18 protein-coding genes and 3 tRNA genes are annotated in these 21,391 nt (G+C 60.7%); 11 read left to right on the forward strand and 10 right to left on the reverse strand.

What is annotated here, in order from left to right; translation table 11 throughout:
• Positions 1-115: 115 nt before the first annotated feature.
• Positions 116-445, reverse strand: a complete 330-nt coding sequence (locus EDF71_RS25640; protein WP_347876687.1) for a DUF333 domain-containing protein — start codon at positions 443-445, stop codon at positions 116-118.
• A gap of 177 nt (positions 446-622) precedes the next feature.
• Between EDF71_RS25640 and EDF71_RS24150 the strand changes: the two genes are divergently transcribed.
• A complete protein-coding gene (locus EDF71_RS24150) occupies positions 623-946 on the forward strand; it encodes a helix-hairpin-helix domain-containing protein (RefSeq protein ID WP_133859069.1) in 324 nt (107 codons plus the stop codon).
• Between the two features lie 141 nt (positions 947-1,087).
• On the opposite strand, the gene soxR is transcribed toward EDF71_RS24150, so the two are convergent.
• Positions 1,088-1,558 carry a redox-sensitive transcriptional activator SoxR gene (gene soxR / locus EDF71_RS24155; protein ID WP_133859070.1) on the reverse strand — a complete coding sequence of 157 codons (471 nt, stop codon included), beginning with the start codon at positions 1,556-1,558 and terminating at the stop codon, positions 1,088-1,090.
• A gap of 167 nt (positions 1,559-1,725) precedes the next feature.
• Here soxR and EDF71_RS24160 point away from each other — a divergent pair, with 167 nt between their 5' ends.
• From EDF71_RS24160 to EDF71_RS24170, 3 genes are read left to right on the forward strand one after another with little or no spacing between them, the layout of a single operon-like run.
• A complete protein-coding gene (locus EDF71_RS24160; RefSeq protein ID WP_243854440.1) occupies positions 1,726-2,961 on the forward strand; it encodes an efflux RND transporter periplasmic adaptor subunit in 1,236 nt (411 codons plus the stop codon).
• Positions 2,962-2,972: 11 nt separating this feature from the next.
• Complete coding sequence (locus EDF71_RS24165; protein ID WP_133859082.1) at positions 2,973-6,176, forward strand: multidrug efflux RND transporter permease subunit; 3,204 nt, start codon at positions 2,973-2,975, stop codon at positions 6,174-6,176.
• A complete protein-coding gene (locus EDF71_RS24170; protein ID WP_133859071.1) occupies positions 6,169-7,638 on the forward strand; it encodes an efflux transporter outer membrane subunit in 1,470 nt (489 codons plus the stop codon). Before EDF71_RS24165 ends, EDF71_RS24170 begins: the two co-directional genes overlap by 8 nt.
• A 279-nt stretch (positions 7,639-7,917) precedes the next feature.
• Here EDF71_RS24170 and EDF71_RS25225 read toward each other — a convergent pair whose 3' ends face one another.
• From EDF71_RS25225 to tolB, 6 genes are all read right to left on the reverse strand, one after another.
• On the reverse strand, positions 7,918-8,133 hold the full coding sequence (locus EDF71_RS25225; RefSeq protein ID WP_166656641.1) for a hypothetical protein: 216 nt from the start codon (positions 8,131-8,133) through the stop codon (positions 7,918-7,920).
• Positions 8,134-8,143: 10 nt separating this feature from the next.
• Positions 8,144-8,219 (reverse strand) — tRNA-Lys (locus tag EDF71_RS24175).
• A 74-nt stretch (positions 8,220-8,293) separates the two neighbouring features.
• Positions 8,294-9,094, reverse strand: coding sequence for a tRNA threonylcarbamoyladenosine dehydratase (locus tag EDF71_RS24180; RefSeq protein ID WP_133859072.1), 801 nt, complete (start codon positions 9,092-9,094; stop codon positions 8,294-8,296).
• 1 nt (position 9,095) lies between these two features.
• The gene (ybgF, locus tag EDF71_RS24185) at positions 9,096-9,857 is read right to left on the reverse strand and encodes a tol-pal system protein YbgF (protein ID WP_133859073.1); all 762 of its coding nucleotides are present in this window, start codon (positions 9,855-9,857) and stop codon (positions 9,096-9,098) included.
• 9 nt (positions 9,858-9,866) lie between these two features.
• Positions 9,867-10,403: a peptidoglycan-associated lipoprotein Pal gene (gene pal, locus EDF71_RS24190; RefSeq protein WP_133859074.1), complete on the reverse strand. Its 537-nt coding sequence runs from the start codon at positions 10,401-10,403 to the stop codon at positions 9,867-9,869.
• A 58-nt stretch (positions 10,404-10,461) separates the two neighbouring features.
• Positions 10,462-11,775 (reverse strand): Tol-Pal system beta propeller repeat protein TolB, encoded by a 1,314-nt coding sequence (gene tolB, locus EDF71_RS24195; protein ID WP_133859075.1) that lies wholly within the window; start codon positions 11,773-11,775, stop codon positions 10,462-10,464.
• Between the two features lie 211 nt (positions 11,776-11,986).
• On the opposite strand from tolB, the gene msbA reads away from it, so the two are divergent.
• Positions 11,987-13,717, forward strand: a complete 1,731-nt coding sequence (gene msbA, locus EDF71_RS24200; RefSeq protein WP_133859083.1) for a lipid A export permease/ATP-binding protein MsbA — start codon at positions 11,987-11,989, stop codon at positions 13,715-13,717.
• Between the two features lie 133 nt (positions 13,718-13,850).
• Entirely contained in the window at positions 13,851-14,747 is an 897-nt protein-coding gene (locus EDF71_RS24205) for a DNA ligase (protein ID WP_133859076.1), read from the forward strand.
• Positions 14,748-14,857: 110 nt separating this feature from the next.
• Here EDF71_RS24205 and EDF71_RS24210 read toward each other — a convergent pair whose 3' ends face one another.
• On the reverse strand, positions 14,858-17,416 hold the full coding sequence (locus EDF71_RS24210) for an arginine/lysine/ornithine decarboxylase (protein WP_243854441.1): 2,559 nt from the start codon (positions 17,414-17,416) through the stop codon (positions 14,858-14,860).
• Between the two features lie 158 nt (positions 17,417-17,574).
• Here EDF71_RS24210 and EDF71_RS24215 point away from each other — a divergent pair, with 158 nt between their 5' ends.
• The 5 genes from EDF71_RS24215 (at position 17,575) to EDF71_RS24235 (ending at position 20,368) form a co-directional block, all read left to right on the forward strand.
• Positions 17,575-18,015, forward strand: a complete 441-nt coding sequence (locus EDF71_RS24215) for an NfeD family protein (RefSeq protein ID WP_133859077.1) — start codon at positions 17,575-17,577, stop codon at positions 18,013-18,015.
• Positions 18,016-18,205: 190 nt separating this feature from the next.
• Positions 18,206-19,120 (forward strand): stomatin-like protein, encoded by a 915-nt coding sequence (locus tag EDF71_RS24220; RefSeq protein WP_133859078.1) that lies wholly within the window; start codon positions 18,206-18,208, stop codon positions 19,118-19,120.
• Between the two features lie 120 nt (positions 19,121-19,240).
• Positions 19,241-19,331, forward strand: a tRNA-Ser gene (locus tag EDF71_RS24225).
• Positions 19,332-19,418: 87 nt separating this feature from the next.
• Positions 19,419-19,509: transfer RNA gene (locus tag EDF71_RS24230), tRNA-Ser, on the forward strand.
• Positions 19,510-20,011: 502 nt separating this feature from the next.
• Positions 20,012-20,368: a type II toxin-antitoxin system VapC family toxin gene (locus tag EDF71_RS24235; protein ID WP_279586306.1), complete on the forward strand. Its 357-nt coding sequence runs from the start codon at positions 20,012-20,014 to the stop codon at positions 20,366-20,368.
• Here EDF71_RS24235 and EDF71_RS24240 read toward each other — a convergent pair.
• A complete protein-coding gene (locus EDF71_RS24240) occupies positions 20,358-20,861 on the reverse strand; it encodes a hypothetical protein (protein WP_133859080.1) in 504 nt (167 codons plus the stop codon). The genes EDF71_RS24235 and EDF71_RS24240 overlap by 11 nt on opposite strands.
• Between the last annotated feature and the right edge of the window lie 530 nt (positions 20,862-21,391).

The following is a 21,391-nucleotide window of genomic DNA, read 5'->3' on the forward strand; positions in this document are numbered from 1 at the left end:
TCAAGCGCCGCGCCTACGGATATCGAGATGAGGACTACTTCTTTCTCAAGATCCGCGCCGCGTTCCCCGGTATTCCTCGATGAACCTTTTTTTTGGGCCCTGGTCACCAAGGCCTTCAACGGTGATCGCGCCGGAAAAGCGCCCATTCCTCGATCTCTTGCCCATCCGGAAGCCTGCAGATGCCTTGATCGCCACTCGCTGAAGAGTGGATATGCAGCTTGCCGCCTTGCTCGACACAGTAAACAGACGCGGGATTGGCCATGCCCACCGTCTGGGCAGTCACTGCTGGACGCTGGGCACAGCCAGCCAGGCATACAACGCCCGCGGCGGTGGCTATCAGCCTTGAGGAGGTCGGTGTGAAAGTCATGCAGCGCACATTAGCACGTGCCAGGGCCATGGGCTGAGACAGGCGTTCATCAGCTAGACAGCCCTCCGAGGGCCGCATACAGCGAGCCGGCCATCTCTGCCTGAGACGTCATCTCCGCGAAACTGGCAACAAAATCACTATTTTCAGTGATACCAATTGTTACCCAGTCTCTCTATGCTTCTAACTCAGCAGCTCTTCGCTTGAATGCAACCGAGGGTTGCTGAGTTTCCGTTCCACTTTGTTGGATGGCTAGAGATGAATACCAGCACTGCACACCCATCATTCCATGCTGCCCCTACTCTGCAAGGCTTGCTGCCTCCGCACCTTTGGAGAGTTCTGGCGAGAAATGGCATTACCACCATTGAACAGGCAACCCAGAGCTATCCAGAAAAGCTGCTGTTGATGCCCAGTGTAGGCCCCAGAACCTTTCGAAAAATCGAAGAAAGCCTGTTTCCAGGACAGCACTATGCACCGCCTCAGCAGGAGGGTGTCGCGCAGTCTGATCTGGACCAGACCGCCAAAGCCCTGCCCTTTTTCCGACGCACCCAGAATGCCCTGAGGCGGCACGACCTCAAGTAAGGACATCGGGCTGTTGAACGACCAGGAAGCGCAACCGTCCTGGTCCAGCAGCCCATCCCAGGTGGGCCCATCCAGGAGATGCGTCACCACGGATTCGCTGCAGCATGGGCGTAGCAGACACACATTCCGTCGCACCCACCATCAGTCCTCTGCGGCTTTCAGTGTATCGCCCAGCCACAACCGGGGGCCCGCGCCCTGTTTGCCAATGTAGTCGGCCTGGTTGAACACGTGGCACACCTTCATCGACAGGCAGCCACAACCGATGCAGTTCTCCAGGCTTTTGCGCAGATGCGTCAGCTCCTGAATGCGGTCATCCACCCGCGCCATCCAGGTCTTAGACAGGCCACTCCATTCCTCCCCCGAGGGTGCATGGTGCTTGGGCAAGCCCTCCAATTGCGCAGCGATCTCCTCGAGCTGAAAACCCAGCCGCTGCGCGAACACGATATAGGCCACACGGCGCAGCGCTGAACGCCGGTAGCGGCGATGCCCCGAAGCACTTCGTACCGATTCGATCAATCCCAGTGATTCGTAGTAACGCAGCGCTGAAGCGTTGACGCCACTGCGCTTTGCGATGTTTCCAATGGGCAGCAGTTCATCATCCCCAGGAGTCATGGTGCTTCTTCCTTTTCGCTTGACTTAAAGTTAACTTTAACTTGAAGAATCCGCTCCGGCAATGACCAGGGAAATTTTTTCTCGCAATTCATTCAGCCCTTATGCGTCCCCGTGGCCTGCCGTTCAGGACGGTAGACGCCCGAGTCTTCAAGAAAAGGAATTCCAACATGAGATCAGAGATCTGCCCGCAGGCAACGGCTGCTGGCACAGCTTCTGCGATGGCGTCTGCTGTGCGCTTGATCGCGCTACCGCTCGCACTGTCCGCCGCCCTCAGCGCCTGCGGACCACCCAAGCCTCCAGAGGCCAGCAATGCTGCAGGCGAACCCGCCCGAGCCGCTGTCACGACGGCTACGGTACGCGCTGAGCCGGTACAGCTGTGGAACCAGTTCAACGGCCGGATTGCCGCGCAGGAAAGCGTGGAGATACGCGCCCGCGTGGCGGGTTATATCGATCGTGTTCAGTTCCGCGAGGGGCAGCCCGTGCGCAAGGGCCAGTTGCTGTTCAGCATTGATGCCCGCCCCTACCAAGCCAGGCTGGCCAGCGCACATGCCCAACTGCAGCGCGCCAAAGCGGCGATGGAGCTGGCTGCCACGCGGGACCGGCGTGCACGCGACCTGATGCTGGACCGCGCCATCGCCGCCGAAGAAGCCGACAACCGTGCAGGAACACTGGCGCAAGCCCGAGCCCAGGTCGCGGCGGCCCAAGCCGCCGTGGCCGCCGCACAGCTGGATCTGGGCTTCACCGAGGTGCGCGCCCCCATTGCTGGCATAGCGGGACGAGCGCTGCTGACGACCGGCAACCTCGCACGCGCCGATGAGACGGTGTTGTTGACCGTGGTTTCTCAAAATCCGGTGTACGTGAATTTCGACGCCGATGAGCAAAGCCTGCTGCGTGGCATGCAAAACAGCAGCACGACAAAGGGCGAAGCGATGGTGCGTGTTGGCCTGGTCAGCGATGAAGGCTTTCCGCACACGGGCCGCGTGGGCTTCACCGACAACCGACTGGATCCGCAGACGGGCACGGTGGCGCTTCGCGCCAGCTTGAACAACGACCAAGGGCTGCTCAAGCCAGGCATGTTTGCACGGGTGCAAATGCAGGAGCGCAGCACGGCAACGGCCGTGCTGATTGACGACAAGGCCGTGCTCACCGACCAGAGCCGCAAGTACGTCTATGTGGTCGACGCCGCCCAGCGTGCGCAAAGGCGCGATCTGCAGCTGGGAAGGATGGTGGACGGCAAACGCATCGTGGAGTCTGGGCTTGAGCCTGGCGAGCAATTGGTGGTCGCCGGCATGCAGCGTATTTTCTATCCGGGCATGCCACTTGCGCCCCAGATGTTGGACGGCCAAGCCGCCGGCGCCGCGCTGCCTGCAACGCAGACACCAGCCCAGAAAGAGCAGCCATGAGCAAGGGACACATGGACTTCTCCAAATTCTTCATCGACCGGCCCATCTTCGCGATCGTGCTGTCCATCATCATTTTCGCCGTTGGACTGATTGCGATTCCTCAACTGCCGTCTGGCGAATACCCCGAAGTCGTTCCCCCTAGCGTGGTGGTGCGTGCAACCTACCCCGGCGCCAACCCCAAGGAAATTGCCGAATCGGTGGCGGTGCCGCTGGAAGAGGCGATCAATGGCGTCGAAGGGCTGATGTACATGAAGTCCGTCGCGGCCTCCGACGGAAGCCTGCAGGTGGTGTCCACCTTCCGCCCCGGTACTGACCCGGACGCCGCTGCGGTGCGGGTACAAAACCGGGTGAGCCAGGCCCAAAGCCGCCTGCCCGAAGAGGTGCGCCAATACGGCATCACCACGCAAAAGCAGTCGGCCACGCCGCTGATGTATGTCGGCCTGGTCTCCACGACTGGCAAGCTCGACACGCTCTATCTGCGCAACTACGTCAGCTTGCGCGTCAAGGATGAACTCGCGCGGCTCCCCGGCATCGGCGACGTCGGCGTCTACGGCGCTGGTGACTATGCCATGCGCATATGGCTGGATCCGGACAAGGTCGCCGCCCGCCAGCTGACCACCGACCAGGTCATTGCCGCAGTGCGCGAACAGAACGTCCAGGTATCCGCAGGCCAGCTCGGCGCCGAGCCCAGTGGCCGCGCCACGGACACCTTGCTGTCCATCAACGTGCAAGGCCGTCTGCAAAGCGAAGAAGAGTTCGGCAGCATCGTCCTGAAGACAGGCGTCGATGGGCAACTGGTGCGCCTGTCCGATGTAGCCCGCCTGGAGCTGGGTGCCAGCGACTACACGCTGAGAGCCTCGCTGGATAACAAGCCCATGGCCGCCATCGGCATCTTTCTGACGCCAGGTGCCAATGCGCTGGGCGTGGCCCAAGAGGTGTACAAGACGCTGGAGCGCCTGTCTGCTGACCTGCCGCCGGACACCGAGTTCAAGTATCTGTGGGACCCGACCGTCTTTGTGCGGGATTCCATCAAGGCGGTGCAGCACACCTTGATCGAAGCCGTGGTCCTGGTCGTGCTGGTGGTCATCGTTTTTCTACAGACCTGGCGCGCCTCCATCATCCCGCTGCTGGCGGTGCCGGTATCGATTGTCGGCACCTTTGCCTGGCTGTTCCTGCTGGGCTACTCGATCAATACCCTGACCTTGTTCGGGCTGGTGCTGGCAATCGGGATCGTCGTCGACGACGCCATCGTGGTGGTCGAGAATGTGGAACGCTTCATCGAAAAAGGCCACAGCCCCCGCGATGCCGCACACCTGGCCATGCAGGAGGTGTCAGGGCCCATCATCGCCATTGCCCTGGTGCTGTGTGCCGTGTTTGTGCCCATGGCATTTCTCGACGGCATCACCGGCCAGTTCTACAAGCAGTTCGCGGTGACGATTGCCATCTCAACCGTCATCTCGGCCATCAATTCACTGACCTTGTCGCCCGCCCTGGCGGCCAAGCTGCTGCAGGGCCACGGCGCACGCAAAGACTGGCTGGCGCGCAGCATGGATACGGGGCTGGGCTGGTTCTTCCGGCGCTTCAACCGCCTGTTTGACCGCAGCGCGCAGCGCTATGAACATGCAGTCGCACGCTCATTCAAGGGGCGCGGCTTGGTGTTTGCGATCTATCTGGCGCTGCTGGGCGCCATTGCCCTGCTGTTCAACCAGGTTCCCGGTGGCTTTATCCCGATGCAGGACAAGCTTTACCTGTTTGCCGGCGCCAAATTGCCCGAGGGTGCATCGCTGCAACGCACCGATGCAGTCACGCAGGAACTCACGCGCCAGGCCCTGGCCATCGACGGGGTGGAATCGGTGCCCGCTTTTGCGGGAATGAATGCGCTGCAGGGAACCAACACCCCCAATCTCACCAGCGCCTATGTGATCCTCAAGCCCTTTGCGGAGCGCCGGCGCAGCGCGACGGAAATCAGCACGGCGCTCAACCAAAAGCTAGCGGGCATGGAGGGCGGCTATGGCTATGCGCTGATGCCGCCGCCGATCCAAGGCTTGGGCAATGGATCGGGCTATTCGCTGTTTCTGGAAGACCGCGCCGGCCTTGGCTATGCAGCCTTGCAGCAAGCACTGGTGGCATTCCAGGCGGAGATTGCCAAGACCCCGGGCATGCACTACCCCGTCAGCGCCTACCAGTCCAATATTCCGCAGCTTGAAGTAAAGGTCGATCGCACCAAGGCGAAGGCCCAGGGCGTGGCCTTGAGCGATCTTTTCCAGACCTTGCAGGCCTACCTGGGTTCGGTCTACGTGAACGACTTCAATGCGCTGGGCCGCGTCTACCGCGTCGTGCTGCAGGCCGACGCCAGCCACCGCCAGACGGCAGAAGACATCGGAAAACTGCAGACCCGCAACAGCCGGGGCGACATGGTGCCGCTGGCATCCATGGTGTCCATCGTGCCCAGCTACGGGCCCGATCCGGTGCTGCGCTACAACGGCTTTCCGGCTGCCGACCTCATCGGCGATGCCGATCCTGGCATCCTGTCGTCGTCCGAGACGCTGGTAAAGCTGCGTGAGATTGCGGACAAGACCTTGCCACCGGGCATTGAGCTGGCTTGGACGGACATGAGCTACCAGCAAGTCGAGCAAAGCCATGCCGCAGCCATCGTGTTCACGCTGGCAGTGATGCTGGTATTCCTGGTGCTCGCCGCGCTGTACGAAAGTTGGACCATGCCCTTGGCCGTCATCCTGATCGTGCCGGTCTGCATCTGTGCTGCGCTGTTTGGCGTCTGGCTCTCTGGCGGCGATAACAATGTTTTTGTCCAGGTGGGCCTGGTGGTGCTGATGGGCCTGGCCTGCAAGAACGCCATCCTGATTGTGGAATTTGCCCGCGAACGCGAGATGCAAGGCGCTAGCACCTGGGATGCCGCACGCGAAGCATGCCGACTCCGTCTGCGCCCTATCGTCATGACATCCATTGCCTTCATTGCCGGCGCCGTGCCGCTGCTGATCGGCCACGGCGCGGGCGCCGAAGTACGTGCAGCCACGGGCGTGACGGTCTTCTCCGGCATGCTGGGTGTCACCCTCTTTGGGCTGTTCCTCACACCGGTGTTCTATGTGACTTTGCGCAAGCTCAGTGGCACCCAGCTGCATACACCCGACAGTGCAGAGGCATTGAAGCTCGGCCATGCAGCACCTGCAATCGCCAAGGAGCCAACACATGACTAAATACCTCCATCTGCGAAGCGTGGCTGCCGCCTGCTGCATCAGCTTGTCTGGCTGCAGCGCAGTAGGGCCTGATTTTCATTCGCCGCTCGCAGAAAACAGCCTGCCCACCCGGTTTGCGCAGCAGCCAAACGCTGCCCAGGCTGACGTACCGCAGTTGCCGTCCACCGATGTCAACGATGCCCTATTCTGGAGCCAGTTTGGCGACCCGCAACTCAGGCAACTGGTGCAGCAAGCGCTGCAGAACAACAACGACCTGGGCGCAGCCCTGGCAAGGCTGCAATCCGCAGAGGCGCTTTTCCGGCAATCAGGATGGGACCGTTTCCCCACGGTGACAATGAACGCCGAGGGCCGGCAGCAAAAGCTCAGTGCTGCGCAAACCAGCCCAGGGCAGCCACGGTCGGCACGCCTCTACAGCAGCGGCATCACAGCACAATGGGAGCTGGATTTTCTGGGCCGCATCTCGCGGTCGCTCGAGGCTGCGCAGGCCAGCGTGCAAGCAACGCAAGCCGATGTCGCGGGGCTGCAAATCATCATCGCAGCCCAGGTCGCAGACGCCTACACCCAGCTGCGTGGCGCCCAGTTGCGCCTGCAGATTGCCCAGGCTGCAGAGGACAATCAGCGCAGCACGCTGCGCTTGGTCGAGCGGCGCTTGCAAGCAGGCAGCAGCACCGATCTGGATGCCGCGCGGGCGCGGGCTCAGTGGCTGAACACGCAGGCAAGAGCTCCCGGATTGCAGACGCAGGTCGCGGCCCAACAGCATCGCCTGGCGGTGCTGCTGGGTCTTCCGCCGGATCGCTTGTCGGCTCAGCTCTCCAGCACCAGCGCCTTGCCAGCCATTCCACCCGCGCTGGACCCTGGAGCACCCGCACATCTGCTGCGGCGCCGGCCTGATATCGCAGCGGCGGAATCGCGCCTCCATGCCGCTACCGCACGCATCGGTGTCGCGACCGCGGACTTGTTTCCCCGCCTCTCGCTGGGCGCTGAGCTGGGCAGCACCACGCTGGCCGGCCGGCATCTTTTCGCGAGTGACACCCTGCAAAGCGCGGCCTTCCTCGGCATTGACTGGTCCTTCCTCGATGTGGGCCGCGTGCGCGCCCGCATAGCGGCCAGCCAGGCCGATGCGGCCGAGGCCCTGTCGCTGTACCAGCAAAGTGTGCTGCTCGCGCTGGAAGAAACCGAGAACGCATTGGCAACCCTGCATCGCAACCGCGACGAGCTCGCAGCCTTGAATGAAGCGCAGGCAGAACGGGATCAGGCAGAGCGGCTGGCCCAGCGCATGTACCAAGGCGGCGCCATCAGCCTGTACGAAGTGCTGGATGCACAACGTGAGCAGCTGGCGGCGCAGGATGCCCGAGCCCAAAGCCAGATCGCTGGCGTACGCTCAAGCATTGCGCTGTACAAGGCACTGGCTGGTGGTTGGACTGAACCGCCACAGGGAAGAGAGGAAATCGCTGCTCAGTGAAGTGGAGACGGGGCATGGGGCGCTTGGATCCAGCAGAAAAGCGTCCTATCCCCTTCCACCCTTTCCCGGCCATGGAGACATGCCGTAGAAATGGCCCGGTGGCGCTGGAACGGCATGCATACGCAGCACGGCAGCTACAGCGCTCCTTGAGTCGGGTGGAGCCCCGATTCAGGCCTTGAGGCCATGGGACCGAGGTAACAGCTTAGTTTCAAAGAGTTACATACAGCTTCACCAGAGAGACAAACTCCCACCCAAATGCTTGCATACGATCGTCGCAAGTCATTGGCATTGCTGATGAATAAGCCCTTTACAGAGATCCCTCCCGCCCGTAACCCTGCGGGCATTTAAGCCACCCTCATCGGTGGCTTTTTTTTCAGTCAAATCTCTTGCGCCGGGGCAAAGCCAGCCGGTGAATTGCGGAATAATCCCGACAATTGCGGAACAGCAGACAAGAAAAAAGCCCCTGCGCGATTGGCACAGAGGCTTGAATTTCATAGATATCGTTTGGTGGGTCCTGCGAGATTCGAACTCGCGACCAACGGATTAAAAGTCCGCTGCTCTACCGACTGAGCTAAAGACCCGCCGCGTTTGCTTGACAAATTCCTAAGAAGAGGTCTTGCTCACAACAGACTTAGATTATAGCGTAGGTTTTTTGTCATTTTGGGGAATGCGCCAATTTTTCCAGAATCCAGCTGGCAGCGCACATGCCGAAGGTCGCGGTGACCGCTACCGAAGAGCCATAGCCATGGCAGTTCAGCGAGCCATCACCATCGACCGCGCAAGAGGGATCAGGGCCAGCAACGGCTTCCTGGCTGTAGATGCAGGCCACGTTCATCTTCTTGCCATCCTTGGGCGCGCCATATTCTTTGCGCAGACGGTAGCGCACCTGGGCCAGCAAGGGATCGTGTGTGGTTTGCGACAGGTCGCCCTGCTCCACTTTCCAGGCCAGGCGTTTGCCACCCGCTGCACCGATGCAGACAAAGGGCCGCTGGTTGCGCCGCCCCCAGTTGGCCATCGCGGCCTTGGCACGCACCTGGTCACAGGCATCGACAAAACCGTCCACGCCGTCAAGCAGTGCAGCACAGTTTTCGGCAGTGAGGAAGTCCTCTACCAGCTCGACTTCACAATGGGGATTGATCTGGCGGATACGGTCGCGCATTGCATCGACCTTGGCCATGCCAATCGTGTCGGTCAGTGCGTGGATCTGGCGGTTGATGTTGGACTCTGCCACATTGTCCAAGTCGATCAGGCGCAGTCGGGTCACGCCGCTGCGGGCCAGGGCCTCGGCAGTCCAGGAGCCCACGCCCCCGATGCCGATAACTGCAATACAGCTTGCGCGCATTTGCGCAGCAGGCGCTACGCCAAACAGGCGGTCCAGGCCGCCAAAGCGCCTTTGCGTGTCAACGTCCGCCTCGGCCTCCTGCCGATCGGGCGCCGATGGAGACGGTGCACTCATATCACTTCAGTTTGGAAAGGCGCTCTTTGGCAGCGGTCGCCGCATCGCTTTGCGGGTAGGCTGCAACCAGGTCTTCCAAGGTCTTACGGGCAGCCTTGGTGTCCTTGAGCTCGATCTGGCAATTGGCAATCGACAGTGCCGAATCAGGCGCACGCATATGCTCGGGCGCCTGGGCCAGGATCAGCTTGAAATTATCAATGGCGGGCTTGTAGTCACGGGTGGCGTAGTACGCATTGCCCAACCAAAAGCGTGCCGATGGCACATAGCCACTCTTGGGATAGCGCTGGATGAAGCTGCTGAACACGCCGGCGGCATCGGCAAACTTGCCGGTGCGGAAAACGCCCAGGGCGGCTTCAAAATCACGCTTTTCGGCAGGATCTGCTTTGAACTCCTGCCCATCTACGGTGACAGAAACGGGTTCAAACTGCTGGAGTCGGGCTTCAACGCCCTTGGCCAAATCAGTCTGACCACGCTTCAGATCGGCAACCTCACGTCGCAGAGTCTCGTTTTCACCGCGCAGCTTGTTCATCTCGCCACGCATGGATTCAATCTGCGATTGAAAGTCCAGCAGGCTGCGACGCACTTGCGAGGTGTCCTCACCGTTTTGGTTGTTGCCCTGCGTCAGCTGATCAACACGCTGACGCAGTTCAAGGATGGCGCGACGCGCGTCGCCATCTTCAAACAAAGCGGCTTGGGAGGTGCTTGCACACGCCATCAAGGCGGCCAGTGCAATCCAACGGGGAGTACTGCGAGTGAGGTTCATGGAGCCTTATTAACGGTAGTTCAGTTCAACGCGGCGGTTTTGGGCGTGCGCATCTTCCGAGTTACCTTCAGCAGCCAGCTTTTCCTTACCGAAAGACACGGCTTCCAGTTGGCTGTCGCTCACGCCGAGCACGGTCAGCGAACGGCGCACGGCTTCAGCACGCTTTTGGCCCAAGGCCAGGTTGTACTCGCGGCCACCACGGTTGTCGGTGTTGCCTTCCAGCATGACCTTGCGCGATGGGTTGGCCTTCAGGAAGCGTGCGTGTGCGTCCAGCATCGATTGCGCATCAGCCTTGACCGAGTAGCTGTCGAAGTCAAAGTACACAATGCGTGCAACGCCGACAGGGCCTTGGCCGTTGGCTGCGCTGTTGTTCAGGTCCACACCACCCACGGTGCTTTGACCAGCACCACCTGCGCCAGCGCCTTGACCGGCGGTAGCAGCACCCTTGTCTTCGACAGGTGCGTTATCCAGGGGAGGTGCAGAGCTGCAACCAGCCAACACGGCAGCGGCCACCAGGGCCAACGAAGCTTTCTTCAATGACAACATGTAAAACTCTCCGAAACGATTTTCTCGTATAAAAATAATTGACTCGCCAAAACCAATCTTAGGGCTGGTATGGGCCCCAATCGGGCTCCCGTATGTCTCCGCTCTGCCCTGCCAGTCGTGCTTTGATCTTGCCGTCCAGCGTCGTGGTCATGAGGGCTTCACGACCGCCTTCGCGGGTTGCATAGACGATGAGTCGGCTGTTCGGAGCAAAACTGGGGCTTTCATCGCTCGTGGTGTCGGTGACCGACGACACGGTGCTGGAAGCCAGATCCATGACCTGCAATTTATATCCACCACCGGCGCGGGTGATGTAAGCAAGTGTCTTGCCATCAGGACTGATGGAAGGAGAAATGTTGTAGGACCCGCTAAACGTTACACGTTCAGCGCCGCCGCCTTGGGCACCTACGCGGTAGATCTGCGGCGCACCGCCACGATCGCTGACGAAGTAGATGTAGCGGCCGTCCTTGGAATAGGTAGGCTCGGTGTCGATGCCGCTGCTTTGCATCAGGCGGCGAGGCTCACCACCGCTCGAAGGGATGGTGTAGAGCTGCGAGCCGCCATCGCGGCTCAGGGTGACGGCCAGAGTGCTGCCATCGGGCGACCAGGCCGGCGCGCTGTTGGAGCCACGGAAGTTGGCGATCAGGCGGCGGCGGCCGGACGAGACCTCGTGCACATAGACCACGGGCTTGCGCGACTCAAACGACACATAGGCCAATTGCGTGCCGGCAGGCGACCAGGTGGGCGAGATGATGGGCTCAGGGCTGGACAGTGCCGACTGCGAATTCTCACCGTCCGAATCCGCCACCCATAGGGTGTAGCGGGGGCCTGCCTTGGTCACGTAGGCGATGCGGGTCGAGAACACGCCCTTTTCGCCGGTGATTTTTTCGTAGATGTAGTCCGAGATCTTGTGCGCTACCAAACGCAGATCGGCTTGCGGCACGCTGTAGCTCTGACCGCCCATGTCGGCGCCCTTGACGGCATCCCACAGACGAAAGCGCACATCAAAGCCATTGGCGCCGCGGCTCACGCTGCCCACCGAAAGGTACTCGGCACCGGCAGCCGTCCACTTGGCCACATCGGGGCGCGAGCTTTCGTCTAGCTGTTCGCCCGATGCATCGACGGGTTTGAAGAGACCGCTGCGGATCAGATCGGCCTGCACGATGGCAGAGATCTTTTGCGGCGACGCATCTTCGCCCCGGAACTTGGGCAAGGCAATGGGGATTTGTCGGATGCCAACGCCGCTGATCTCAACCCGGAACTGCGCCAGGGCGGGGACTGCAGGGGCTGCGAGCGCAGCACCCAGTACGTGACGACGATGGAATAGCGGCTTGGCCGCCTCCGAGATGAGAGATGGGAAGCGTGTTTTAGTCATTACCGACCATCATAAATGCGCTATGCATGACAAGCCTTGAAGGCTGCAGGATGTTACACACCCCACAAATTCTTTATTATCGTCCAACGTCGACAGCCGTGCATTTTAGAATCACCTCTACATGTCCACAACTGAAAAACCATCTTCTTCACGTGCATCAGAGCCATCTGCCAGCACCGAAGGCAACAAACCGGCTGGCAGCGTTGCGCAGATGCCACTGCGCGCACGCCTGTCGCGACTGGCGCCCTACTTTGGCTACCAACGCTGGACCTGGGTGCTCGCCATCCTTGCCACCATCGTCGTAGCAGGCACGGAGCCCGCCATCCCGGCCTTGCTCAAGCCCCTGCTGGACCAAGGTTTTACCGGCGGCACCCTGCCGCTGTGGGCCGTGCCGGTAACCATCGTCGGCGTCTTTTTCATCCGCGGTCTGGCGCAGTTCATCAACCAATATGCATTGGCGCGCATCGCCAATGACGGCATGATGCGCCTGCGCGAAAACCTCTTCGGCCGGGTGCTGGATGCGCACCTTGGGCTCTTCACCAAGCAGTCGGCCAGCGCGCTGTCCAACACGGTGGTGTATGAGGTGCAAAACGGCTCCACCCTCATCGTGCAGGCCTTGCTGATGCTCTCGCGCGATGGCTTTACCGTCATTGCGCTGCTGATGTATTTGCTCTACCTCAACTGGCAGCTGACGCTGATCGTCGCCGTGCTGCTGCCCAGCGTGTCGTGGATCATGAAGAAGCTCTCCAAGCGCCTCTACCACATCACCAAGGCCAGCCAGCAAGCCACCGACGAACTGGCCTATGTGGTCGAAGAAAACGTGCTCGCACACCGCATGGTGCGCATCCACGCCGCCCAGGCCAGCCAGTCCGGCCGCTTCCAGATTCTCAGCCGCAAGCTGCGCCAGCTGGCCATCAAGGCCACCATTGCATCGGCGGCGATGACGCCATTGACCCAGTTGCTGGCCGCCGTTGCGCTGTCTGCGGTGATCTGCATCGCGCTGTGGCAAAGCCGCACCACCGGCATCAATGCCAAGGATGTGACCGTCGGCGGCTTTGTGGCCTTTATCTCCGCGATGCTGATGCTGATTGCCCCGATCCGCCGTCTGGCCGATGTGGCCAACCCACTGACCCGTGGCGTTGCCGCGTTGGAACGTGGCCTGGGCTTGCTCGAAGAAATCCCGCCCGAACAAGGCGGTGGCTACAAGACCGAACAAGCACGTGGCGCCATTGCGCTGCAGGATGTCAGCGTGGGATTTGGCGAAGACAAGGCCCCGGCGCTGCGCCACCTGAGCCTCACCATCCACCCCGGTGAAGTGGTGGCCCTGGTGGGCCCCTCCGGCGCCGGCAAGACCACGCTGGTCAACCTGCTGCCGCGTTTTGTGGAGCCCAGCGAAGGCCAGATCAGCATCGATGGTGTAGCCTTGTCGGATTGGGACCTGCACAGCCTGCGCAACCAGTTTGCGATGGTGAGCCAGGATGTGGTGATGTTCAACGACAGCATAGCCGCCAATGTGGCACTGGGCCAGGATGTGGATGAAAAGCGCCTGCTCGAATGCCTGGCTGCCGCCAATCTGCAGGACTTTGTCGAACGCCAACCCCAGGGCATCCACAGCATCGTTGGCCACAATGCCAACCAGCTGTCGGGCGGCCAGCGCCAGCGCCTGGCGATTGCCCGCGCGCTGTATAAGAACGCTCCGATCCTGATCCTGGATGAAGCGACTTCGGCGCTCGACACCGAATCCGAGCGCCTGGTGCAAGAAGCCCTCTCGCGCCTGATGCAAGGCCGCACCACCCTGGTCATCGCCCACCGCTTGTCCACCATCGAGCACGCCGACCGCGTGGTGGTGATGGAGCGCGGCCAGGTCGTGGAGCAAGGCACGCACCAACAACTGGTCGACTTGGGCGGCCTGTACGCACGCCTGCAATCGCGGCCCCACTGAACCAAGGGGGGCCTCAGATCGAGGCCCCAACATCTGCTTACCGCGCAGAACCACAGTGGCGGGTGACAGCCCCGCGCTATCGCCGCTAGCATGCAGATAGACGACCATCCCAGTCGCTATTGGAGGGGCCTGCATGCATATCCATATCTCACCCAGATGGCGCCAGCTCTGGCTGGCCGCCCTGCTCTGCTGCTGGGCGGCACTGGCCCAGGCCAGCAACAAACCCGCCTTGTGGCTTGCGCAAAAATACCCCGGTGGCCTGGATCTGCCGCAGTACTGGGTGAGTGAGAAATACGACGGTGTGCGCGGCTACTGGGATGGCCAAGCCTTGTGGACCCGTCAAGGCACTGCCATTGCCGCTCCAGCCTGGTATACCGCTGGCTGGCCGGCCACGCCGATGGAGGGCGAGCTATGGGCCGGGCGCGGCCAGTTTGCGCGCGCCCAGTCCATCACCAGCAAAGCCGCGCCGGTGGATGCAGACTGGCAGGCCCTGCGTTTTATGGTGTTTGATGCGCCGGCTACGCCCGGCAGTTTTAGCGAGCGCCTGCAAGCCATTGCGCAGTTTGTAGCCGCTGTGCAGCAGCCCTGGGTACAGGCCACACCGCAATGGCGAGAGACCGACGAAGCCCGCCTGATGGCGCAGATGCGGCGCATTGTGCGCGAAGGTGGCGAAGGACTTATGCTGCACAAGGCCAGCGCCGTCTACCGCAGTGGTCGCAGCGGCGATGTGCTCAAGCTCAAACCCCATGAAGATGCCGAAGCCCAGGTGCTGGGCTATGCACCGGGGCGTGGCAAATACGAAGGCATGACCGGCGCCCTTTTAGTCCGCACGGTCGATGGCATCGACTTCAAACTCGGCAGTGGTTTGAGCGATGCGCAGCGCCGTGATCCACCCGCCATCGGCAGCTGGGTGACCTTCCGCTACCGCGGCCTGCACGACAGCGGCAAGCCGCGCTTCGCCAGCTTTTGGCGCGTGCGCGAGGAAGGCATGCCGCCCTCCCCAGCGGCGGAAGTGGCAAGCACACCATAAGCCATGCGCGATGAACGGGCATAAAAAAGCAGCGCATGGGCGCTGCTTTTGAGCTAAGGAGAGCGTGACGCAGGGAACTCAACATCCCCCGCCACTACCCACCTGCCCGATCAGACCTTGGGCGAACGCGGCTTGGCCACGCGGCGTGGCTTGGGCGCGGCTTGCGGGGTCTTGGCCACGGGCGACACAACACCTTCGCTGGCATCACCCACGGGCTTTTCTGCCTTGAGCGATTTCTTCATCGCAGCGGTTGTGCGCTTCTTGGCCGACGAAGCAGGCGCCTTGCCTTCCAGCATGGGGCTGCGCTTCTTGGACGAAGCCACGGGCGCGGACACCACCTGGGTTTGCATCGCTTGGTCGCTGGCATCCATGGCCACGCAGTCGGCGTAGTAACGCACTTCGCCGCTTTCTTCGTCGACCAGTTCGACCAGGCCGTGGATATCGGTCTCGAAGCCTGGGCAGAGCTTGGAAAACTCACGCGCGAACATGAGGTAGTCCACGATCTTCTTGTTGAAGACTTCACCAGGGATCAGCAGCGGGATACCGGGTGGGTATGGCGTGACCAGACCCACGGTGACGCGGCCTTCCAGATGGTCGATCTCCACACGCTCGGTCTTGCGGCGCGCGATGTGCGCAAACGCGTCCGATGGCTTCATCGCAGGCGTCAGGTCCGACAGGTACATCTCCGTGGTCAGACGGGCGATGTCGTATTTGGCGTAGAGCTTGTGCACGTGCTGGCACAGGTCCTTCAGGCCCATGCGCTCGTAACGCTTGTGCTGCTGGCAGAACTCGGGAAGGATGCGCCACATTGGCTGGTTCTTCTCGTAGTCGTCCTTGAACTGCTGCAGCGCCGTCAGCATGGTGTTCCAGCGGCCCTTGGTGATGCCGATGGTGAACATGATGAAGAAGGAGTACAGGCCCGTTTTCTCGACCACCACGCCGTGCTCAGCCAGGTACTTGGTGACGATGGACGCGGGGATGCCGGTCTCGTCAAAGTCGCCGTCCAGGTCCAGACCGGGCGTCACGATGGTGGACTTGATCGGGTCCAGCATGTTGAAGCCATCGGCCAGATCGCCAAAGCCGTGCCAGTTGTCGAATTCCTTGCCGTTCTTGCCCTTGGTCTTGCGCGATGCATCCGGGCCACGAATGATCCAGTCCTGGGCCGAGCCCACGCCTTCGTCGGCCAGGGCTTCCGGGCCCCAGACCTGGAACCACCAGTCGTCCTCACCAAACTCATCATCGACCTTGCGCATCGCGCGGCGGAAGTCCAGCGCTTCCAGGATCGACTCTTCCACCAGCGCGGTGCCGCCGGGCGGCTCCATCATCGCAGCGGCCACATCGCAGCTGGCGATGATGCTGTACTGCGGGCTGGTCGAGGTGTGCATCAGATACGCCTCGTTGAACAGGTTGAAGTCCAGCTTTTGGGTCTGGCTGTCCTGCACCAACACGTGCGACGCCTGGCTGATACCGGCGAGCAGCTTGTGGATGGACTGGGTCGCGTACACCACCGAGTGCTTCGGGCGCGCACGCTTCTTGCCCATGGCGTGGTAGCTGCCATAGAAGGGGTGGAAGGCCGCATGCGGCAACCAGGCTTCATCAAAGTGCAGGTTGTCGACATAGCCATCGAGCTTTTGCTTGATGGTCTCGGTGTTGTAGAGCACGCCGTCGTAGGTCGATTGCGTCAGGGTGAGCACGCGTGGCTTGACCGTCTTGGGATCGACACCCTTGAGCAGCGGGTTGGCCGCAATCTTGGCTTCGATGGTCTTGGGCGAGAACTCGCTCTCATGGATCGGGCCGATGATGCCGAAATGGTTGCGCGTGGGCTTCAAGAACACCGGAATCGCACCCGTCATGATGATGGAGTGCAGGATCGATTTGTGGCAGTTACGGTCCACCACCACCACATCGCCCGGTGCCACCGTGTGGTGCCAGACCATCTTGTTCGAGGTCGAGGTGCCATTGGTCACAAAGAAGCAGTGGTCCGCATTGAAGATGCGCGCCGCATTGCGCTCGCTCTCGCCAATCGCGCCATTGTGGTCCAGCAGCTGGCCCAGTTCTTCCACGGCGTTGCAGACGTCGGAGCGCAGCATGTTTTCACCATAGAACTGGTGGTACATCTGGCCAATCGGGCTCTTCAAGAAGGCCACACCGCCGCCGTGACCGGGGCAGTGCCAGCTGTAGGAGCCGTCTTCGGCGTAGTCCAGCAGCGCCTTGAAGAATGGCGGCTGAATGCCTTCGAGATAGTTCTTCGCTTCGCGCAGGATGTGCTTGGCCACGAACTCTGGCGTGTCCTCGAACATGTGGATGAAGCCGTGCAGCTCGCGCAGGATGTCGTTGGGCAGGTGGCGGCTGGTCTTGGTTTCACCGTAGATGTAGATTGGCACATCCGGGTTCTTGCGGCGCACTTCAGTGATGAAGTCACGCAGGTTGTGAATGATGGGGTCATCACCGCCGCCCAGTTGGAACTCCTCGTCGTCGATCGACAGGATGAAGGCACTGGCGCGGCTTTGCTGCTGCGCAAACTGGCTCAGGTCACCATAGCTGGTCACGCCCAGCACCTCAAAGCCCTCCTCCTCGATGGCATGCGCCAGATCGCGGATGCTCAGGCCGGAAGTGTTTTCCGAGCGAAAGTCCTCGTCAATGATGACGATGGGAAAGCGAAACTTCATGGGCGTTCCCGCAGGGGCGGGCCTCACTAAAACAATCGAAACAGCCGCGAAGTGTACGGAATTTGCACGCCCTTTTTATGTATCCTGCATCAATTGCCGCAAAATTGGTCGGCATATCGCACAATCGGCCTACAAACCTAATCGAACGAGGGGGACTTATGGAGATTTCAACCGTGTGGTGGCTGCTGACCGGCCTGGCCGTCGTCGCCGAGCTGCTCACCGGCACACTGTATTTGCTGATGGTCGCGATCGGCATGGCCGCCGCGGCCATCGCTGCGCACCTGGGTGCCAGCGAAGTGGCGCAGATCCTCATCGCCGCCATCGTTGGCGCGGCCACCGTACTGGCCTGCTACATGCGACAAAAGCGCCGTGGTTCGTTGCTCTCCGGTGAGCGCGATCAGGACATGCATCTGGACATTGGCGAGCAGGTTCAGATCGAGCACTGGGATGCCGACCGCACCACCCAGGTACGCTACCGTGGTGCCCCCTGGACGGCCAGCTTGCTGGGCCAGCACCCTGCGCTGCCCGGCGCCTACCGCGTGGTGCGGCTGGAAGGCAACCGCCTGCTGGTGGAACCCGCCGACCCCGCCGCACACTAAGAACCGCTTGCAATCACCGGGGCATACAAACATAACAGGCGCTGCCCAACCCATGCCCCGCCACCCCCGCTTGGCCCGTCACACCTGCATGGTGTAATGGCCAGGCCCTTTGAGCCAGGGGCCCGCCCCCAGCCAATCACCGCTAAAACCGGCGCATGCCCCAAGGCTTGCGCCCACACGAGGAGAGCCCATGGAAGTCGCCATCATCATATTTGTCATCGCCATCATCTTCATCGCGATGTCCGTCAAGATCGTGCCCCAGCAGCACGCCTGGATCAAAGAGCGTTTGGGCCGCTACGCCGGCACCCTGGCCCCCGGCCCACGTTTCATCATCCCCTTTGTCGACAAAGTGGCCTACAAGCACAGCCTGAAGGAAATCCCGCTGGATGTGCCCAGCCAGGTCTGTATTACCCGCGACAACACGCAGCTGCAGGTGGACGGCATCTTGTACTTCCAGGTGACCGACCCGATGCGCGCCAGCTACGGCTCGTCCAACTACATCATGGCCGTCACCCAGCTGGCACAGACCTCGCTGCGCAGCGTGATCGGCAAGCTGGAGCTGGACAAGACCTTTGAAGAACGCGACATGATCAACGCCCAGATCGTCTCGGCGATTGACGAAGCCGCGCTGAACTGGGGCGTCAAGGTGCTGCGTTATGAAATCAAGGATCTGACGCCACCGGCAGAAATCCTGCGCTCCATGCAAGCCCAGATCACCGCCGAGCGTGAAAAGCGCGCGCTGATCGCCGCATCCGAAGGCCGCCGCCAAGAACAGATCAACATCGCCACCGGTGAACGCGAGGCCTTCATCGCCCGCTCCGAAGGTGAGAAGCAAGCCGCCATCAACAAGGCACAAGGCGAGGCTGCATCGATCACCGCCGTGGCCGATGCGACCGCACAAGCACTGGAGCGCATTGCGCTGGCCATCCGTCAACCTGGTGGCGAGCAAGCCGTGCAGCTGAAGGTCGCCGAGCAAGCCGTCGATGCCTACGGCAAGCTGGCCAGCGACGCGACCACCACCCTGGTCGTCCCTAGCAACATGACCGAGGTCTCCAGCCTGATCACCTCGGCCATGCGCATGATCCAGACCGGCAAGGGCCAGTAAAGAACTTGGCAGACCTGCATGCAGCGCCGCCCCATCGGGCAGCGCTGCATTTTTTCCAAACATCAGCCCTCTTTGCTGGAAGCCGCCAAATTTCAGGCTAGAATACACGCTTCACCGACTGGAGAGGTGGATGAGTGGTTTAAGTCGCACGCCTGGAAAGCGTGTGTGGGTTAATAGCCCACCGCGGGTTCGAATCCCGCCCTCTCCGCCAGTCAACAGGTGAAATTGTCAGCCAAGCTGTCCACGCTTGGCTTTTTATTTCCTGGCCACCACAGGACGTAAAACGTACAAAACATGCGGAGAGGTGGATGAGTGGTTTAAGTCGCACGCCTGGAAAGCGTGTGTGGGTTAATAGCCCACCGCGGGTTCGAATCCCGCCTTCTCCGCCAGAACACTGAAAAGCACCCCTTGAGGGTGCTTTTTTTATCTCTGTGACCCGTCCGAACTAACGTTGGCACGTTGACCTTGTCCAAAAAGGTTTTGTTGCCGTGCGGATGGTAGTTTGAGGAGTTAATGGTACCCAGGCTACCCTTGGTACTGGTGCGCAAGTTGTAGTCGTTATAGGTGTAGGTGAGCTTTCGCTCAGCGACATCCTTTAGCGCGTGGTGCATCAACATCAAATCTGCGTGCATGCGCTTGAGTTTGGTGTTCTCGTCCAGCAACTGGCGCAGTTGTGCCAAGTGCGAGATTGTCATGCCCTAGAACTGCGCCTGACTGCAATGCCTGCGGCGATGGCGAAGCCATGGCCGGCACGAACTTCGGTATTCGGCGCGGCACGAGCGCAAGCTGGTGCCGCGTGCAGGTGATGCGGGGCGCAAGGCGTCAGCCGCAGCGGTGTGGACACGAAGAGAGCTTGCGAACGACTGGCCACACTTCATGCAACAGCCCGTTATGTTTACTTGGGGCCTGCCCCAAGTAACCCCGCAGCTCCTGCCAAGGACGGCCAGGCCCTGGCGGATCTCAGCCGTGACCTATATCGAGCTGGTCCAAGGCTGCCGCAACAAGCAAGAGCTGGCCCGTATCAAGAAGGGCCTGGCAATGTGCAACACCGAAGTGCTGCCCATCACCGAGGCCATTTCAGACAAGGCCATGCAACTCATCGAGCAATACGCCTTGAGTCATAGCCTGCAACTGGGCGATGCGCTTATCGCGGCCACCGCCCTCGAGCACCAACTGCCAGTGCTCACCGCCAATGCCAAGCATTTCGGAGCCGTTGGCGATCTCAAGCTTGAAGCATTCAAGCCTTGAGGCTTCCCACCAAAGACAGCAGCCTGTTTAAACCAAGCGCAGGCAGCTCAACGTTAAATGCAGGAGATTTGTGCTCAATGAGCAATTCGCCGTGTTCCTTGACATGAAGCACTTGCATACCCAGCGGTATGGCTGAACCAGGCGCGGCATTCCTTAACTGATCCAAGGCTGCGCGCGGGATACTGATTTCGCAGAAGTCTTCAAAATCCAGCACCTCAATCCTGTTTTCAGCCACTCGGTCTCTCGCTACGACATTGCCATTTCGCACAAGCAATGGCGCCTCGTCAGACTTCTTTGCGAACCACTCGGCGATTTCAGCCAGCGAATCGCCTATCCGCTTTGATGCATTCTCTGAGATGAGACAGGACGTATGCAAAACGCCCTTCAAATCAGCAAGCGGGTGATTGGGTGGAAGTCGAGGGAAGTAGAACCTCGCCTCCCCATCCAGGATTGAATGTCCACACAGCATGCAATTTATTTCTTGCTTACTCATCGAATCACCGCCGTCGGCTTCCAATCTGACCAATCTTCAAACTGAGTAAAGACGCTTTGACGTCCATCAGCTGCGCTCTTAATAACTGATTGCTCTTGCCCAAAAGCCCGAAGCACAAAGCGATCACTGGAACTGGCCTCTACACCATAGGGATGCGAGTGTCCCGACTACTTCCAGCCATTACCCACGTACTGCCCGGGAATCATCAACTGGGTCGGATCCCCTTGCAGCAGGACGCGTTGACCATTGGGGCCTCTCAACAGAGAGAACTCATTGCCTGTTGCTGCTTGAAGGCGCCCAAGGTCGCCAACTTTAACTTCCCGGCGCCCTAAACCTTCAACAATTTAGACAACCGATTGTTTGCCGCTTCCGTCTTCTAGCAGAACCCGCCTAGCGTCACCAAATTTGTCCAGGATAGATTGGGTGCGAGGGGATTGAATCACACCGGATTCCGTGGAGGCTCAACTCCTGAGAGGATTGAGTCATGAACAACAAACCCAATAAATTTCCCGCCGAGGTCCGCGAGCGTG

It is taken from the genome of Comamonas sp. JUb58, assembly GCF_004364775.1.
Taxonomy (GTDB): Bacteria; Pseudomonadota; Gammaproteobacteria; order Burkholderiales; family Burkholderiaceae_C; genus Comamonas.

What these genes read in the sequence shown, in the direction of transcription:
- pal (WP_133859074.1), bottom strand. Translation starts at nt 10,403, where the DNA reads ATGTTGTCATTGAAGAAAGCTTCGTTGGCCCTGGTGGCCGCTGCCGTG.
- ybgF (WP_133859073.1), bottom strand. Translation starts at nt 9,857, where the DNA reads ATGAACCTCACTCGCAGTACTCCCCGTTGGATTGCACTGGCCGCCTTG.
- EDF71_RS24170 (WP_133859071.1), top strand. Translation starts at nt 6,169, where the DNA reads ATGACTAAATACCTCCATCTGCGAAGCGTGGCTGCCGCCTGCTGCATC.
- msbA (WP_133859083.1), top strand. Translation starts at nt 11,987, where the DNA reads ATGCCACTGCGCGCACGCCTGTCGCGACTGGCGCCCTACTTTGGCTAC.
- EDF71_RS24160 (WP_243854440.1), top strand. Translation starts at nt 1,726, where the DNA reads ATGAGATCAGAGATCTGCCCGCAGGCAACGGCTGCTGGCACAGCTTCT.
- EDF71_RS24215 (WP_133859077.1), top strand. Translation starts at nt 17,575, where the DNA reads ATGGAGATTTCAACCGTGTGGTGGCTGCTGACCGGCCTGGCCGTCGTC.
- EDF71_RS24220 (WP_133859078.1), top strand. Translation starts at nt 18,206, where the DNA reads ATGGAAGTCGCCATCATCATATTTGTCATCGCCATCATCTTCATCGCG.
- soxR (WP_133859070.1), bottom strand. Translation starts at nt 1,558, where the DNA reads ATGACTCCTGGGGATGATGAACTGCTGCCCATTGGAAACATCGCAAAG.
- EDF71_RS24205 (WP_133859076.1), top strand. Translation starts at nt 13,851, where the DNA reads ATGCATATCCATATCTCACCCAGATGGCGCCAGCTCTGGCTGGCCGCC.
- EDF71_RS25225 (WP_166656641.1), bottom strand. Translation starts at nt 8,133, where the DNA reads ATGAAATTCAAGCCTCTGTGCCAATCGCGCAGGGGCTTTTTTCTTGTC.
- EDF71_RS25640 (WP_347876687.1), bottom strand. Translation starts at nt 445, where the DNA reads ATGCGGCCCTCGGAGGGCTGTCTAGCTGATGAACGCCTGTCTCAGCCC.
- EDF71_RS24210 (WP_243854441.1), bottom strand. Translation starts at nt 17,416, where the DNA reads ATGAAGTTTCGCTTTCCCATCGTCATCATTGACGAGGACTTTCGCTCG.
- tolB (WP_133859075.1), bottom strand. Translation starts at nt 11,775, where the DNA reads ATGACTAAAACACGCTTCCCATCTCTCATCTCGGAGGCGGCCAAGCCG.
- EDF71_RS24240 (WP_133859080.1), bottom strand. Translation starts at nt 20,861, where the DNA reads ATGAGTAAGCAAGAAATAAATTGCATGCTGTGTGGACATTCAATCCTG.
- EDF71_RS24165 (WP_133859082.1), top strand. Translation starts at nt 2,973, where the DNA reads ATGGACTTCTCCAAATTCTTCATCGACCGGCCCATCTTCGCGATCGTG.
- EDF71_RS24150 (WP_133859069.1), top strand. Translation starts at nt 623, where the DNA reads ATGAATACCAGCACTGCACACCCATCATTCCATGCTGCCCCTACTCTG.
- EDF71_RS24235 (WP_279586306.1), top strand. Translation starts at nt 20,012, where the DNA reads ATGTTTACTTGGGGCCTGCCCCAAGTAACCCCGCAGCTCCTGCCAAGG.
- EDF71_RS24180 (WP_133859072.1), bottom strand. Translation starts at nt 9,094, where the DNA reads ATGAGTGCACCGTCTCCATCGGCGCCCGATCGGCAGGAGGCCGAGGCG.